We start from the raw sequence: 14,450 nt of genomic DNA, 5'->3' as shown, positions 1-14,450 counted from the left end.
CCCCGATCCATCGTCACGTGACCGATGGGGCTTGACCCTGTAGTCGCTACAGGGTTTTAAATAGCGTCATACCCAGACTCAAGGAGGTCGCTATGTCCTGCCAATGCTCCGCTCCGGAGCCCAAAGAAACCGATACCCGCTTCCGCCGGGCCCTGTGGTTTGCCCTGTGGGTAAATCTGGCCATGTTCCTGCTTGAAGGCATCGCCAGTATCCAGTCGGGCTCCGCTGCGCTGATGGCTGACGCGATCGACTTCTTTGGTGACAGTGCCAACTATGTGCTCTCCCTCAGCGTACTCTCCATGGGGCTGCTATGGCGGGGACGGGCGGCGCTCGTCAAGGGGGTGACCATGCTATTGTTTGGGGTTGCGGTGCTCGCCAAGGCCGCCTGGAACCTGCAATCAGGTGTGGCGCCCGAAGCCATGACCATGGGAGTGGTGGGAACCATGGCGCTGGTGGCCAATGTGTCGGTAGCCATGGTGCTGTTCGCCCACCGCGGTGGTGACGCGAACATGCGTTCAGTGTGGCTGTGCAGCCGCAACGATGCTCTGGGCAACCTTGCGGTCATGCTGGCAGCACTGGGCGTGTTCGGCACCGGCAGTGCCTGGCCGGATCTGCTGGTGGCTGCGGTGATGGGGGGACTGGCCGTCAGCTCCGGCGTCAGCATCATTGGTCACGCTCGCAGTGACATCACCGAAGCCAAGGCCTGCGCCTCCTGAGGTCAGAGAAAAACCGCCACCATAATCGGGATGTACACCAGGGCAAACAACGTGCTCAGCAGCGCCGTCCCCGCGGCCTGCCTGGGTGCGGTGTCGAGCAGGGTGGCAATCACCACCGTATTGGCCGCTATGGGAGTGATGGACACCAGAAACAACGCCCTGTGGACATTGGGACCGTAGATCCCCCAGAACTGGCCGTCAAGCCACCAGAACGACAGGGCCGCCAGCGGCCAGCTAACGAACTTGCCGAAGAACGACAAGGCGGTAAACCGCCAGTTTCCGGCCAGTCCGCGGAAGCTGACAATGCCCATGCCGATGATCATCATGCCAAAGATGCTGTAGGCCCCACGCAGGTTATCGAACAGCGGCTCGAACACTTGCGGAATACTGAAGCCTGACAGGTTCAGTACCACCGCCAGGGCAAAGGCATACACCGACGGCAACCGAGCTACCCGCAGCAGGCAAGCCCTCACCCCTTCCCGGCCACGGGCCGCCAGATAGAAGCCCACCGAGGTCTCAAACAGGGTTGTCCCCAGCATGGCCACGATATACAGGCCCAGCCCCTCCTGGCCGAACAACAGCAACGCCACCGGAATACCAAAGTAGCCGGTGTTGCCGGTGCCGGTGGACAACGGAATGATGTTGATGCTGTCGTCGTGAATCCAGCGCCGCCCCAAAGCCCTGTGAGCCAGCGCAACCACCGTGCTGAGGGTAAATGTCAGGAAGGGCAACAGCACCACTTCCGCCGACAGCGGTGCACTCATCACGCCGGAAAACACCACCGACGGGGTGACGATGTACAGCATGATTCCCGCGATATGCCGCCCGCTGGCCTCCAGATAGCGACCAGCCACCCAACCCAGAGCCACCGTGACGTAGAGGGGAAGCATCTTGTATAGCAGTGCCAGTGCTGCGGTCATCAGTTTTTAACGCTCCATCCAGTTCTCGTCACTGTGTCGACCAGGAAGGACCATCACCTCACCCTCCAGATCGATCGCTCTTTCTACTCTGGGAACCTCAGTCAAACAGCGCAGTATGTGGACAATGTACCCATCGATCCAGATCCTTGCGAACCAGAGCCCGAGTATATTCGCTGGAGAAGGCATCGCTGGCCAGGGGCCGCTCGATGAGAGTCGTCGTTATTGGGGCAGAGGGACGGGCGCCAATAACCGTCTGGAATAGAGCCTGCTTTAGTTGCTACCCACTTTATCGTATAGCGCCATCCAGCAAAGGCGTAATCAGCAATGGCTGGTCAGCGTGGCGGTTCAGGTAGTCGGTCACGCTACCCAGCAACAGGCGTTGCCATGGCGACTGCCGGCGGCGCTCCACCAGAATCAGGTCCACCGCTTCTTGCTGAGCCACATCGACGATGCACTCGCCGATCAGACGCCCCCGCAAGACCTTGGAATCCACCTCATACCCCAGAGACTCCAGATGTTTGACCACGTCGTACATCCGCTCCTGGAGTTCCTCTTCGCGGGCAACCACCTGGGTTCGCAATTGGTGGGGAGGCAACAGATTCTTACGAAACCACGACAGGCTTTCCTGGGGCACTTCACAGACCATCACCACCAGCAGAGACGCGGTCTCCGGCCCGAACAACCCGCCTCCCGGATTGAGGCTGGTCAGATCCCGGAACGGGTCACAGGCGTACAGCACCTTGAGTTTACGGTCCCCGTTCATGCGTCGATTGCCTCCTTCGGATTAAACAACCTGAGAACGCCGTAGATGCCGAAAGACACCACAAACGCCGGCAACAACTCGTACATGGCGCCAGAATAGCCCAGTGCCTGCCAGGCCAGCAGGGTCACCATGGCTCCGGCCATCATCGCCAATGCGGTAGCCCGGCTAAGCCGGGCTTTAAACACACGCAGTACAATCACCGGCCCCAACGTGCCGCCCAGGGCCGACCAGGCGAAAACCACCAGGGTAAAGACATTGGCCGGCGCCAGGATCGCAATCACCAACGCCACCAGGGTAATGCCCAGGGTGCCAAACTTGGTGCGGATGTAGGACTGGCCAAAGCGCGGTATCAGATCCTGACTGATGGCCGCGGAACAGGACAACAACATGGAGTCTGCGGTGGATAGCGTCGCCGCGAAAATGGCTGCGATGACCATACCCGTGAGTACCTCCGGTAACAGTTCGTCGGCCATGATGGGCAAAGCCAATTCCGGATCGGCGACTTCGGCGCCCAGTATAGCCCGAGCATAGAGCCCCACCGTCACCGTAAGCACTGCGAAGGGCAGATACCAGCCGAAGTACACCCGGCGCGCCGCAGGTACATCCTCCGGACTACGCAATGCGATGGTACGAACCAGAATGTGGGGCTGGCCAATAGCCCCCACACCCGCCGCCAACCAACCCAGCAAAAAGGAAACAAACCCAAAGGCCAGGTTCGGTGGCTGCCACTCCATCAGCACCGGATCAATACTGGCCAGGGTGTCTGCCAACACCCAGGGCGGGCCTGCGTGGATCATGCCAGCGACGCACAGAGTGACCATCCCGAACAGCATCACAAAGGACTGGGCAACATCGGTCCAAATGGACGCTCTCAGCCCGCCGGCAAAGGAATACAGCAATACCGCCAAGGCACCAATCCCTACCCCCAGCCAGATCGGCCAATGAAACATCGCTTCCAGGGCTTTACCGCCAGCCTTAAGCTGGGCCGCAGCGTATACGGTCAGGAACACCAGGGTGATCAGCGCCGAGACCACCCGCAGCGGGCTAGATTCCATGGCCGGATTCAGCGCGGTCAGTGCAGGGATCGTATTGACTGGATGGTCCTCAGAGTAGGCCCGCAAACGTTGGTGAAACCCCTGCCAAACCAGCCAGTCGCCGACCAGCCAACCCAGGGCCAGCCAGTAGGCCGACACCCCGGCGACCCAGGTGTACCCCACCAGCCCAATGAACATATACCCGGAGTTGTTGGTCGCCACTGACGAGAGTCCGATCAGCCAGGGAGCTGTGGTGTAGCCTGCGGTCAGGTAGTCGTTGACGTCGTGGTGCTTCCTGCGGATAGAGGACAAACCAATGCCCAGGAACACCAGCAGGATGACAATAAAGCTGTAGGCAGTAATCGTCATATCAATCACGTCATCGGACAATGGCTTTAAGCACAACCTACAGGTGCTGGCTACTCATGCCAATGCGCCAGATCAAATCTGCCGACGCTGGACCGCATCCATTTCCGCCTTAAACCTGAACTCAGGAGCGACCCGATCTTTGACGCCCCCTGACGACATCGACCACGACACCGGGAACCCGAAAAGAATACGAGATGAGTGTCTCCCGCGATCAAACCACCGAGCATAGAAATTGCGGAGCTCAATCCACGCCCCTTATTGCATACAACCTGACTTACGACTGAAGGGTGCAGACCTTCACTGATCAACCTGCACAGTCCTTAAACCAACACCGCCAGCAATTGGTAGCACCAATACACACCGATCCCCATCTGCACGGCAAAGGCGCTGAACCGCATGGTTACGGCAGCCGGGCTTAATGAGGCGAGGTGAATCAGAGACTGGACGATTCTCGCCCCCAGAAAAAGATAGGCCAGCGGATCCGTCACATGGGTATTGGATGTCACCACGGCGGCAACCATGAGACCACCAAAGATCGGAAGCCCTTCAAGGCAGTTGGCATGTGCACGAGCCAGCCTTTGCATAAACAGCGACAAATTGGAGTTCTCGGGATTAAAGCCGTTCGGCGCCACCTCTTTGGTAAGAACCATCTTGGAACGGATGGACTCCATAAGCACGAGCAGGCACATACTCCACGCGACAAATCCGACGAAGGTAATCATGGTCGGTGAGCTCATTCCTGGATCCTCGCACTGTTTGTTGAATGTTATGACTGTAGCTAAATTTTCCGGCCCAGTTTGACCATCATCCGCGAGTAACCGCGCACGAAGTTGGATTGCACGTACTCAGGCTCGCCCTGAACCTCAATCGTTTCGAAGCGAACCAGAAGCTCCTCCCACAGAATTTTGAGCTGCAGTTCGGCGAGACGATTGCCCATGCAGCGATGGACGCCAAATCCAAACGAGAGGTGGTTACGTGCACCTTTTCGGTCAATGATGAAGGCGTCCGGGTTTTCAATCGCCCGCTCGTCGCGATTGCCGGATGCATACCACATCACCACCTTGTCCCCCTTGCGAATGGTCTGCCCGTTGAGCTCAACATCCTGCTTTGCCATGCGTCGCATATAGGCTAATGGGGTTTGCCAGCGGATGATTTCAGACACCATATTGGGAATCAGAGCCGGGTTGGCTTTGAGCTTATCGAATTCTTCGGGGAACCGGTTCAGAGCCAGCACCCCGCCAGTCATGGAGTTGCGGGTTGTGTCGTTGCCGCCCACGATCAGCAGGGCCAGATTGCCGATGAATTCCATCGGCCGGTGGATCATGTCTTTCGTGTCGTCATTGGTCTGCATCAAGCTGATCAGATCAAACCCTGGCGCTTCACCCGCCGCCAGTCTGGCGGCTTTGTCGTGCCAAAGGCTGGAGAAGACCTCGGCGGCTTCGGCGGCAGCGGCAAACCATTCATCCCGCGCCACCAGACCGCCCGTCGTTTCAGGACTGGCGGCTGCCGCGTCCGACCAGGCGACCAGCTTGCGGCGCTCCTCGTAGGGAAAATCAAACAGCGTGGCCAGCATGCGTGCCGTGAGTTCGATGGAGACGTTATCAACCCAGTCGAATGGCTGGTCGGTGGGCAGATGATCCAGCACGTCTTGCGTGCGTTGCCGGATCAAGCTTTCCATTTCCTTTAGGTTCTGCGGTGCAACCACGCCCTGCACCGCTTTGCGCTGCTTGTCGTGCTTTGGTGGGTCCATGGCGATAAAGGTTTCGCCCGGCAGGCCCGGAGGTGGATCCCCCAGAAAGATCTGCGGCTCGGCGGAGAAAAGCTCATGGTGCTTGTCAACGAAGAGGATGTCTTCAAAGCGCGTAATGGACCAGAAGGGGCCGAAAGCGCTGTTCTTCTGAAAGTGGACCGGTCGTTCGTCACGCAGACGTTTGAAATAGGAATGCCACAAGCCCTGGCGCCATAAAAATGGGTTGCTGACGTCGATATGTTCAAGCTCGAGCGTGGACACATCCGGCAAGTCGGTTTCCGGAAAACTTGGCTGTTTGCGCGTGACACCTGCTTTATCCAGCATTTTGTGAAGGTGGTGTGAGGCCTTGATTTGCAGATGCATCGGCACCAGCGCGGCGCTCTTGTTCATGACATAACCAACAAGACTCATGGCGACCTCCGATTACATTTGAAATTCAGGCAGACGCACAACAAGACCATCCATGGCCTCGGTCACCTGAACCTGACAGGCCAGACGCGACGTGGCCGCCCCTTCGGGAGTCATATCCAGCATCTGCTGTTCATCGCCGTTGATGGCACCGGTTTTGGCATACCAGCCATCGTCCACGATCACGTGACAGGTCCCGCAGGCACACCCACCGCCGCAGTCAGCATCAATACCCGGGACGAGATTGTCCACTGCGTGTTGCATCAACGACTTATCAGCCTCAAGCGTCACTTCGTGCTGTGTGCCATCGTGTTCGATAAAAGTGATCTGTCCCATACCATCCCCCTTGCCGGATTGATCGCCGCGGTGTGACCAAGGCGCCCTGAGTATTCATGCCTCTTAAATTGTCAGTTTGATGGGAGTCCCAACAGGTCATCGTTTGACAACAAGGGGTCATTTCAAGACAATCGAGCGAATAAGAGCGATCGCGAAGGTGAATTTTGGTGGCGCATGAAAGCAGTCTGACCGAAGCCAACATCCCAACCAGCTATTCGCGGCTTGTGGCTCAGGAATTGGGCCTGCACACACCTGACCTCCCCAAATTGCTGATATCAACGTCGCTCAGTGTCGACGATCTTCTTGATGAAGATACCCGGCTGACGCCCCGTCAGCAGATTCAGATTCTTGCCAACGCATTACGACTGTCCACGAAGGCCGACTTTGGCTTACAACTCGGTCGCCGACTGACGCCCGCAGCGCACGGGCCGGTGGGCTATCTGGTCAGCAGTAGCCCGAACCTGCTGGCGGCCCTGGAGTCGGTTCACGCATTCGTGCCGACACGCATGAGTTTCGTGCGCTTGGCACTAGAGGAGCAGGATGAGCATCTGTTGCTGCGCTTCTTTTTCGACGTCGACATGCCCGCAGGGGTTAGCCGGTGCCTGGCCGAAATCTGCGTGATGACGTTCTTTGCCACTGCGCAGTTCATCATTGGGCGACCAGCCTGCGAAGTCGAAACGTATTTCGCGCACCCGGATCCCTGTGGCGGGGTGAATTATCACGAACACCTGCCCGGTCCCGTTAGTTTCTGTCGTTCAGAAACCTATGTGAGGCTGCCCATGCGCCTGTGCCAGATACCCAATGCGTCGGCCAATCATGAAAGCTACGCTTTGGCTCGCGCCCAGTGCGAGGCCATTCTGGCGAACTTGCAGACTCATCCAGACAGTTACCGGCGACGGCTTGAAACCATGATGCTAACGGTGCCAACCGTGAGCCTGACGGAGGAGGATGCGGCCTCAGCCCTGTTTATTAGTAAACGTACCCTGGCTCGGCACCTCAAGGCCGAAGGGACCAGCTTCCGGCAGATTCGCGATGAAGTTCTGTCCTTGCAGGCCCAAAGCCATCTTCGCAACGGACAGCTCTCCGTTGAGGCCATCGCTTCACTACTGGGCTACCACGATAGCGCGAATTTTCGCCGAGCATTCAAACGATGGCATGGGGTGTCACCCAGCAAATTCCAACAGCAGGGCGACCTGTCGCTATAACGCAAAACGGCAGCGATACTCCTGCATGGTCATTCCGGTATGGCGTTTGAAAAGGCGGCGGAATGGCAACGCTGGCCGGGGATGCAGAGTTGTAACCTCAGAGACCGCATCCCCATCGGGCGTAGTCACCACCGCCCGAATAAGGGCTCATTCACCGGAGGTGCCTCCCAGAGGCATCTCCGGCACTCATACCTACCTTGACCGAGTTATGACCCGCATGACCGTGACACCTCGTCACCAATGAGAGAGACCCGCCTTAACAACTGCGATATGATCATTTCAAACTGTCGCTACGTGCCTCTTGCCACCCCGCATAATGAGACCCAAGCATGTTCAGCCTAGCTGAGAAACTTTCCATTACCGCCGCATTTGTGTTCTTCATGACAGGGCTTATTACGGGCATCTGGAAATACCGCTGCATGGCGACCAGCGCCAACGGCGCGGCTCCGGTGTATGTGAACGTGGCTCATCGCAGTTCACTGATGTATGCCTTTGCGGCCCTGCTGCTCGCTTACTTTGCGAAACTGAGCAGTTTCTCTGACCTGACCAATACCCTGGCGGCGAGCGCAGCTTTGACTTACTTCGCGTTGGCCATCTTCACCTACCTGATTCACGGCTGGCTGAATGACACCAGCAACCAGTTGCGCAAGCCTCACCGGTTGGGCAAACGAATCCTTCCCGGCTGGATGACCCCGCTGTTCATGGGGACACTGATTGTGGCAGAGGTCGGTGGCGTTGCGGTACTGGGCATAGGGGCTCTGCAGACGATCTGGGGCTAGGCATCGGGAACGTCTTTCGTCGTGCTACGCTGTAAGGCTCTCAACTGCGCTTCAGCCCGCTGCCGGGCCTCTTTCTCGCGGATAAGTTCAACCGCGTTGGCCGACAGCTTGCCGTAGGTTTCCAGCATGGCCCGTACCATGACCGCTACCGGACCGCTGAGCTGGGCATCGGCCTGTTCGCGGGCCGCGGCCAGATCAAGTCCGGCGTCGATCCCGTGCACCATCAACGCCATGCGGCGATCCGCTTCGAGGATGTGGAACGCCAGCCAGCGGGTCAGAAAATCAAACAGGCCTTTCAGATCCTGTTCCCGCTCGTCCCCGCTGTCCCAGAACTCCTGAATCTGTTCGAAGAACAGTTCATGGGCCTGATGGTGATTATCAAAAAGAGGCTGCCCCTGGAAGTACTTCTGCCATATCTGTTCTTCGGCATCGAAGTGGTAGTGGGTATAGTCGAGCAGATCCTGCAGCAGGTGTCGAAACTGGACGTCATCGGCGCAGGAAAAATGACTTCCCAGCCGGTTGAGAATGTCGACCAGCTTGCGGTGCTGCTGGTCGATTAACTCGATACCGGTTTCAAAATGGCTGTTCCAGGGGAAAATCTCATATCCCGGATGTTCACGGTCTGAGCTGGACATGGGCAAGCCTTGCTTTTCTGACCCAGTTTAATTAAGCCTAGTCCACTCCGGCGCCTCCCATACTGACCAACATCAATTCGGCAGCAATTCCGGCCTTGTTCAGAGTGGCTACCCGCCTGGGTTAGAATGAAGCCCCACTCAACAGCAGGGCACTATCATGGCGAAATGGCTGGTCAAATCGGAACCCTCGGAATGCGGCATCGCTGATTTTGCCCGTGATCCGGAAGGCGTGATCCCCTGGGACGGTGTCCGCAATTACCAGGCCCGAAACTTTCTCGCGCAGATGCAGGAGGGCGATGAGGTGTTTATCTACCACTCCAGCTGCAAACACATCGGCATCGCCGGTATTGTCCGGGTGGTAAAGGCGGCCTACGCTGATCCGCTGCAGTTTGATCCTGAATCCCGCTACTTCGATGCCAAAAGCTCTGCCGACAAGCCCCGCTGGCAGGCGGTTGACCTGGCCTATGTCCGCACCATCAACCCACTGATCTCACTGGATCGCCTCAAGTCCCTGGACGGTCTGACCGACCTGCCGCTGGTACGCAAGGGCAACCGGTTGTCCGTCATGCCGGTCAATGAGGATGACTGGAACACGATCCTCACCCTGGACGCTACCGCAAAGCGCCATTGACGATTAGAATCCGCCCTGTTCCTTTTTCCACTTTCCGAACCGATTCGCTACAGGAGTAACGGCAAGCCATGTCGACCGAAATGACCCGTATCTCAACTCTGGAGCAGTTGCGGCGCCTTGAGACCAGCAAACTGTTCCAGGGCTCGGTGATTGCCATCATTATCCTGTCGGCACTGACCATCGGCGCCAAAACCTACGATATCCCCCCCCTGTTCGCCGAAGTGCTCGGCTTGCTCGATAACGCCATCACGGTCTTTTTCCTGATTGAAATCCTGTTCCGTTTCAGCGTCCATCAGGACAAGAAACGCTTCCTGCTGGATGGCTGGAACCTGTTCGACACCCTGGTGGTCATCGGCAGCCTGATCCCCCTGGACAATTCCGAGGCGGTGCTGCTGGGCCGGTTGCTGCGGGTGTTCCGGGTATTGCGACTGGTATCGGTGGTGCCGGAGCTGCGTTTCCTGATCAACTCACTGCTCAAGGCCATTCCACGCATGGGCTATATTGCCCTGCTGATGTTCATCATTTTCTACATCTACGCCGCTATGGGGTCAATGTTCTTTGCCAGTGTCGATGAAACCCTGTGGGGCGACGTCGCCATCGCCATGCTGACCCTGTTCCGGGTTGCAACGTTCGAGGACTGGACCGATGTCATGTACGCCACCATGGACACTTATCCCCTGAGCTGGCTGTACTACCTGACCTTTATTTTCCTCACCGCGTTTGTGTTCCTGAACATGATGATCGGGGCCATTCTGGAAGTTATGAGCGAAGAACAGAATGCCAAGCAGGCACAGCAGGCACACGACGAGCGCAACGAGATGGCGCGCCGTCTGGTGGAAGTGCAGGAGCAGCTCAGGGAACTCACCGAACTGGTGCGCGCTCGCAGGGACTGAGCAGCACTCAGCCGGAGGCTCCACAGCCCCACCGGCGCTCACCGCACCATTGCGAAGCACGGAGCGCTCTTCTCGCCCCCCATTGAAGCAACATCGCAGGGTGGAAATTTTGTTTCGCCCTGGACTCGCCCCTTTTTCACACAGGATCACGCACCCTGGTACGACAATTGCTTTGTCTTGGGGCACATGGATTCCCATGTCCGGATACGGCTGCTGGCAATGGCGTCACTGCTGAAGAAAAGGGTGATGCCTGCCAGCATCCAGCGGTTATTACGACCGCCCAGAATTCGCCCAGCGCGGCGATGGCCAACGGCCCCCTTTTTCCAGCACCAAAGCACCTCCCCGGATATCGTCAACCGCTTTGAAACAGGGTCAGCCTATGAACGAGCAAAGCTTCCGTTTCTTCTCCTTTGAGGGGAAAACCCGGATCCTCCACCTGAGCTGGATGGCATTCTTCATCAGCTTCCTGGTGTGGTTTAACCATGCACCGCTGATGGCCGCCATCCGTGAACAGTTCGGTCTCAGCAACGCCGAGGTCAACACGTTACTGCTGCTGAACGTTGCCCTGACCATTCCGGCCCGCATCCTCATCGGCATGCTGGTCGACAACCTCGGGCCGCGCACGGTCTACAGCCTGGTCCTGGTGCTGTCGGGTATTTTCTGTCTCGCCTTTGCGCTGTCGACAACCTTTGAGCAGCTGGCGATCACCCGCTTCCTGCTGGGCTTTGTGGGCGCCGGTTTTGTGGTCGGCATCCGGCTGATCAGTGAATGGTATCCGGCCCGCGAACTGGGCCTGGCAGAGGGCATCTACGGCGGCTGGGGCAACTTTGGTGCGGCTTTCGCCGGCATCTCCCTGCCCGCCCTGGCCCTGGTATTTGGTGGTGATGACGGCTGGCGCTGCGCCGTGGGCACCACGGGCATCATTTCCATCCTCTATGCCGGTGTGTTCTACATGATGGTGACAGACACCCCCAAGGGCTCGACCTACTTCAAGCCCAAGAAAGGCGGTGCCATGGAAGTCACCAGCAAGGGTGACTTTGTACTCTACCTGGTCATGAACCTGCCGCTGTTCATTGCCCTGGCGCTGATTGTCTGGAAACTGGGGCCCGCCAAGCTGAACATGCTTGGTGAAACCACCACCTATGTACTGTACTCGGTTATCGCCGCCATGATGGCCATGCAGTTCCTGCGTATCTGGCAGGTAAACGGCCATGTGTTCAGCAAGCCGGTACCGGAGTTTGACCGTTACCCGTTCAAGCAGGTCGCCCTGCTCAATCTCACCTACATGGCCAGCTTTGGCTCTGAACTGGCCGTCGTTTCCATGCTGCCCCTGTACTTCCTGGATACGTTTGAGATTTCTCCGGTGCTGGCAGGTATGCTCGGTGGCAGCTTCGCGCTGATGAATCTGGTCGGCCGTCCCGGTGGTGGCTATGTCGCCGACCGCTATGGCCGCAAGCTGACCATTATGCTGACCATGGCGGGCATCGCCATCGGCTACCTGCTGATGGGGCAGATCAACAGCAGTTGGCCACTGGTTCTGGCCGTTGGCCTGGTACTGTTCTGCTCCGTCTTCGTTCAGGCGGGTTGTGGTGCAGTGTATGCCTCGGTTCCGCTGGTCAAGCGGCGTCTGACCGGTCAGGTCGCGGGCATGGCCGGGGCCTATGGCAACGTTGGTGGTGTGGTGTTCCTGCTGGTACTGTCGCTGGTGTCGCCGGCCATGTTCTTTGTGGTTCTGGGCATCGTCGCACTGGCTAACATGCTTCTGGTCGGAATCTTCATGGATGAACCAAGCCCACAAACCAGTGAAGTCATGCCCGACGGATCTGTCCGGATGATTGAGGTGTCATGAGCAGAACGCTGCTGCTCCGGCTCGGCCAGCACAGCATTGCTGGCCGCAAGCCGGAAAACCAGGACAGCCTCGGGGCCTGCTACCCCGAAGGTGAGGCGCTGGCCCTGAAAGGGGTCAGTGCCGTACTCGCCGATGGCGTCAGCGCCTCCCATGACGGTCGCGAAGCGGCCGAGGCCTGCGTCAAGGGCTTCCTCCTGGACTACTACAGCACCCCCGACACCTGGAGCGTGGAGACGGCCGCCAGCAAGGTGCTTGGCGCCCTCAACCGCTGGCTCCATGGCCGCAGCCACAACAGCCACGGCGATGGTCGTGGCCTGGTATGCACCTTCAGCGGCGTGGTGATCAAAAACAACCGCGCTTACATTTTCCACGTGGGTGACAGCCGGGTGTACCTGCTGCGGGATGGCGAGCTGGAATGCCTGACCCGCGACCATCACATCTCGGTGGGGCCCGGCAAACAGGCCCTGGCCCGGGCGATGGGGGTAGAGCTCAACGTCGAGATCGATGTCTGCCGAGTCCGCCTTCAGGATGGCGACCGTCTGGTGCTGACCTCTGACGGTACTCACAGCTTTCTGTCTCCCGCCAACCTCAGTGAGTGCGCCATAACCGATGATCCGGAAATGGCCGCCGAGCTGCTGGTAACAACCGCCTATGAGAATGGTTCCGACGACAACCTCAGTGCCCAGGTGATTGCCATTGATCACCTGCCGGCGGAGGATCTGGAGTCTCACTATGAACGGCTGTCGGCGCTACCCTTCCCGCCGCCCCTGGAGCCCGGCCTGATTCTCGACGGCTACCGCATTGTGCGCGAAATTCATGCCAGCACCCGATCCCAGGTGTATAAGGCCGCCCCCATCGACGGCAGTAAAGCGGTCATTCTCAAGACCCCGTCACCGAACTATTCCGACGACCCCGGTTACATTGATCGTTTCATGACCGAGGCCTGGGTCGCCAGGCGGGTAAACAACGCCCACGTGGTCAAAGCCATCGATCCGCCCAGCAACCGCCAGTGCCTGTACTGCCTGACCGAGTTCGTCAACGGCCCCACCCTGAGGGCCTGGATGAACGACCACCCGCAACCGCGGCCAGCTCAGGTTCGCGATATCGTACGGCAGATTGCCTCGGGCCTGCGCGCGCTGCACCGGCTGGAAATGATCCACCAGGACCTGAAACCAGAAAACATTGTCATCGACCAGGATGGCACCGTGAAGATTATTGACCTGGGTTCAGTACGGATTCGCGGTATCGAGGAGATCGACGTGCCCTGGGACCGGGACCGCTATGCGGGTACGGCCAGCTACGCGGCGCCGGAATGCCTTGAGGGTGACCTGTCCACTCCCGCCTCCGATCGTTACGCCCTGGGCGTCATCGCCTACGAAATGCTGACGGGCCAACTGCCCTACGCCAGGGAACCGCTGCCTTCGGCACGCAAACGCCTGCGCTACCGCAGTGCCCGCGACGTCAACCCGGATTTGCCAAAGTGGCTGGATGCCTGCTTGCAGAAAGCCGTGGCACTCACCCCGAAAGACCGTTACCAGGCCCTGTCGGAGTTTCTCCACGATCTCGAACACCCGAACCCCAAGCTGCTGCCATCCGGCCAGGAACCCCTGGTCGAGCGGATCCCAGCTGATCGCTGGCGCTTCCTCGCCTTGCTGTCGCTCATGTTCAATGGGCTGCTGTTAGTCTGGCTGTTTCTGGGGAGCCACTGACGTTCGCACTAGGCACCGAACAACAGCGGTTTGGTCTTCGCCAGCACCACAATCAGCCCCACTTGAGCCAGCGCGAGCAGCGATGCCAGCCAGCGTACCGGGCGAGTACGCTGGGGGTTCAAGGCGACGGCACCGGCGGCAATGTAGCCCAGCAGCAAGACAATTTTCAGCGTCAGCCAGTGATGGACAAAGGGCATCCAGCCACTGACCACCACCAGTCCCACCGCCGCCAGCAACAACACTGTGTCGTTAACATGGGGAACCCACCGCAGCGGACCTTGCCGCCAGCCTGACCGGCCGCAACCATCCAGCGCCAGCCGCAAGGCAAACAGGGTAATGGTGAGGTAGGCCGCGGTCATGTGGAGGTGTTTCAGAATCAGGTAGCTGGTCATCCGGATCAATCCTGGGGCAGTCGATAGCAGTGGCAATTCGGAGTCAAAGACTCTACCACCA

15 protein-coding genes are annotated in these 14,450 nt (G+C 58.6%); 7 read left to right on the top strand and 8 right to left on the bottom strand.

Features of this window, described 5'->3' with window-relative positions:
• Window positions 1–92 precede the first annotated feature (92 nt).
• A complete protein-coding gene (locus BLV11_RS01960; RefSeq protein ID WP_091811249.1) occupies window positions 93–716 on the top strand; it encodes a cation efflux transmembrane domain-containing protein in 624 nt (207 codons plus the stop codon).
• 2 nt (window positions 717–718) lie between these two features.
• Here BLV11_RS01960 and BLV11_RS01955 read toward each other — a convergent pair whose 3' ends face one another.
• The 6 genes from BLV11_RS01955 to BLV11_RS01930 all read right to left on the bottom strand — a co-directional run bounded on the left by BLV11_RS01955 (window position 719) and on the right by BLV11_RS01930 (window position 6,296).
• Window positions 719–1,636 (bottom strand): AEC family transporter, encoded by a 918-nt coding sequence (locus BLV11_RS01955; RefSeq protein ID WP_091811248.1) that lies wholly within the window; start codon window positions 1,634–1,636, stop codon window positions 719–721.
• Window positions 1,637–1,922: 286 nt separating this feature from the next.
• Window positions 1,923–2,399, bottom strand: a complete 477-nt coding sequence (locus BLV11_RS01950) for a universal stress protein (protein ID WP_091811247.1) — start codon at window positions 2,397–2,399, stop codon at window positions 1,923–1,925.
• A complete protein-coding gene (locus BLV11_RS01945; RefSeq protein WP_091811375.1) occupies window positions 2,396–3,802 on the bottom strand; it encodes a sodium/proline symporter in 1,407 nt (468 codons plus the stop codon). Before BLV11_RS01945 ends, BLV11_RS01950 begins: the two co-directional genes overlap by 4 nt.
• A 320-nt stretch (window positions 3,803–4,122) precedes the next feature.
• Window positions 4,123–4,539 (bottom strand): MAPEG family protein, encoded by a 417-nt coding sequence (locus BLV11_RS01940; protein WP_091811246.1) that lies wholly within the window; start codon window positions 4,537–4,539, stop codon window positions 4,123–4,125.
• A 41-nt stretch (window positions 4,540–4,580) separates the two neighbouring features.
• The gene (locus tag BLV11_RS01935) at window positions 4,581–5,963 is read right to left on the bottom strand and encodes a cytochrome P450 (RefSeq protein WP_091811245.1); all 1,383 of its coding nucleotides are present in this window, start codon (window positions 5,961–5,963) and stop codon (window positions 4,581–4,583) included.
• 12 nt (window positions 5,964–5,975) lie between these two features.
• Window positions 5,976–6,296 carry a 2Fe-2S iron-sulfur cluster-binding protein gene (locus tag BLV11_RS01930; protein ID WP_091811244.1) on the bottom strand — a complete coding sequence of 107 codons (321 nt, stop codon included), beginning with the start codon at window positions 6,294–6,296 and terminating at the stop codon, window positions 5,976–5,978.
• Window positions 6,297–6,463: 167 nt separating this feature from the next.
• On the opposite strand from BLV11_RS01930, the gene cypR reads away from it, so the two are divergent.
• A complete protein-coding gene (gene cypR, locus BLV11_RS01925; protein ID WP_217634511.1) occupies window positions 6,464–7,501 on the top strand; it encodes a transcriptional regulator CypR in 1,038 nt (345 codons plus the stop codon).
• A gap of 329 nt (window positions 7,502–7,830) precedes the next feature.
• Window positions 7,831–8,280, top strand: a complete 450-nt coding sequence (locus tag BLV11_RS01920; RefSeq protein WP_091811242.1) for a hypothetical protein — start codon at window positions 7,831–7,833, stop codon at window positions 8,278–8,280.
• On the opposite strand, the gene BLV11_RS01915 is transcribed toward BLV11_RS01920, so the two are convergent.
• Window positions 8,277–8,915 carry a bacteriohemerythrin gene (locus tag BLV11_RS01915; protein ID WP_091811241.1) on the bottom strand — a complete coding sequence of 213 codons (639 nt, stop codon included), beginning with the start codon at window positions 8,913–8,915 and terminating at the stop codon, window positions 8,277–8,279. The two genes, BLV11_RS01920 and BLV11_RS01915, sit on opposite strands and share 4 nt — an antisense overlap.
• Window positions 8,916–9,072: 157 nt before the next feature.
• On the opposite strand from BLV11_RS01915, the gene BLV11_RS01910 reads away from it, so the two are divergent.
• The 4 genes from BLV11_RS01910 (at window position 9,073) to BLV11_RS01895 (ending at window position 13,997) form a co-directional block, all read left to right on the top strand.
• Complete coding sequence (locus BLV11_RS01910; RefSeq protein WP_091811240.1) at window positions 9,073–9,546, top strand: EVE domain-containing protein; 474 nt, start codon at window positions 9,073–9,075, stop codon at window positions 9,544–9,546.
• A gap of 68 nt (window positions 9,547–9,614) precedes the next feature.
• Window positions 9,615–10,439 (top strand): ion transporter, encoded by an 825-nt coding sequence (locus BLV11_RS01905; RefSeq protein ID WP_091811239.1) that lies wholly within the window; start codon window positions 9,615–9,617, stop codon window positions 10,437–10,439.
• A 379-nt stretch (window positions 10,440–10,818) separates the two neighbouring features.
• Window positions 10,819–12,288 carry a NarK family nitrate/nitrite MFS transporter gene (locus BLV11_RS01900; protein WP_091811238.1) on the top strand — a complete coding sequence of 490 codons (1,470 nt, stop codon included), beginning with the start codon at window positions 10,819–10,821 and terminating at the stop codon, window positions 12,286–12,288.
• A complete protein-coding gene (locus BLV11_RS01895; protein ID WP_091811237.1) occupies window positions 12,285–13,997 on the top strand; it encodes a bifunctional protein-serine/threonine kinase/phosphatase in 1,713 nt (570 codons plus the stop codon). The genes BLV11_RS01900 and BLV11_RS01895 overlap by 4 nt, the downstream gene beginning before the upstream one ends.
• Window positions 13,998–14,005: 8 nt before the next feature.
• Here the strand turns inward: BLV11_RS01895 and BLV11_RS01890 are convergent, their stop codons facing one another.
• Window positions 14,006–14,389 carry a SirB2 family protein gene (locus BLV11_RS01890; protein WP_091811236.1) on the bottom strand — a complete coding sequence of 128 codons (384 nt, stop codon included), beginning with the start codon at window positions 14,387–14,389 and terminating at the stop codon, window positions 14,006–14,008.
• Window positions 14,390–14,450: the final 61 nt, after the last annotated feature.

The sequence above is a fragment of the Marinobacter mobilis genome, from assembly GCF_900106945.1.
GTDB lineage: Bacteria > Pseudomonadota > Gammaproteobacteria > Pseudomonadales > Oleiphilaceae > Marinobacter > Marinobacter mobilis.
This window is presented reverse-complemented; position numbering and strand designations above follow the sequence as displayed.

What these genes read in the sequence shown, in the direction of transcription:
- BLV11_RS01960 (WP_091811249.1), top strand. Translation starts at nt 93, where the DNA reads ATGTCCTGCCAATGCTCCGCTCCGGAGCCCAAAGAAACCGATACCCGC.
- BLV11_RS01955 (WP_091811248.1), bottom strand. Translation starts at nt 1,636, where the DNA reads ATGACCGCAGCACTGGCACTGCTATACAAGATGCTTCCCCTCTACGTC.
- BLV11_RS01950 (WP_091811247.1), bottom strand. Translation starts at nt 2,399, where the DNA reads ATGAACGGGGACCGTAAACTCAAGGTGCTGTACGCCTGTGACCCGTTC.
- BLV11_RS01945 (WP_091811375.1), bottom strand. Translation starts at nt 3,802, where the DNA reads ATGACGATTACTGCCTACAGCTTTATTGTCATCCTGCTGGTGTTCCTG.
- BLV11_RS01940 (WP_091811246.1), bottom strand. Translation starts at nt 4,539, where the DNA reads ATGAGCTCACCGACCATGATTACCTTCGTCGGATTTGTCGCGTGGAGT.
- BLV11_RS01935 (WP_091811245.1), bottom strand. Translation starts at nt 5,963, where the DNA reads ATGAGTCTTGTTGGTTATGTCATGAACAAGAGCGCCGCGCTGGTGCCG.
- BLV11_RS01930 (WP_091811244.1), bottom strand. Translation starts at nt 6,296, where the DNA reads ATGGGACAGATCACTTTTATCGAACACGATGGCACACAGCACGAAGTG.
- BLV11_RS01920 (WP_091811242.1), top strand. Translation starts at nt 7,831, where the DNA reads ATGTTCAGCCTAGCTGAGAAACTTTCCATTACCGCCGCATTTGTGTTC.
- BLV11_RS01915 (WP_091811241.1), bottom strand. Translation starts at nt 8,915, where the DNA reads ATGTCCAGCTCAGACCGTGAACATCCGGGATATGAGATTTTCCCCTGG.
- BLV11_RS01910 (WP_091811240.1), top strand. Translation starts at nt 9,073, where the DNA reads ATGGCGAAATGGCTGGTCAAATCGGAACCCTCGGAATGCGGCATCGCT.
- BLV11_RS01905 (WP_091811239.1), top strand. Translation starts at nt 9,615, where the DNA reads ATGTCGACCGAAATGACCCGTATCTCAACTCTGGAGCAGTTGCGGCGC.
- BLV11_RS01900 (WP_091811238.1), top strand. Translation starts at nt 10,819, where the DNA reads ATGAACGAGCAAAGCTTCCGTTTCTTCTCCTTTGAGGGGAAAACCCGG.
- BLV11_RS01895 (WP_091811237.1), top strand. Translation starts at nt 12,285, where the DNA reads ATGAGCAGAACGCTGCTGCTCCGGCTCGGCCAGCACAGCATTGCTGGC.
- BLV11_RS01890 (WP_091811236.1), bottom strand. Translation starts at nt 14,389, where the DNA reads ATGACCAGCTACCTGATTCTGAAACACCTCCACATGACCGCGGCCTAC.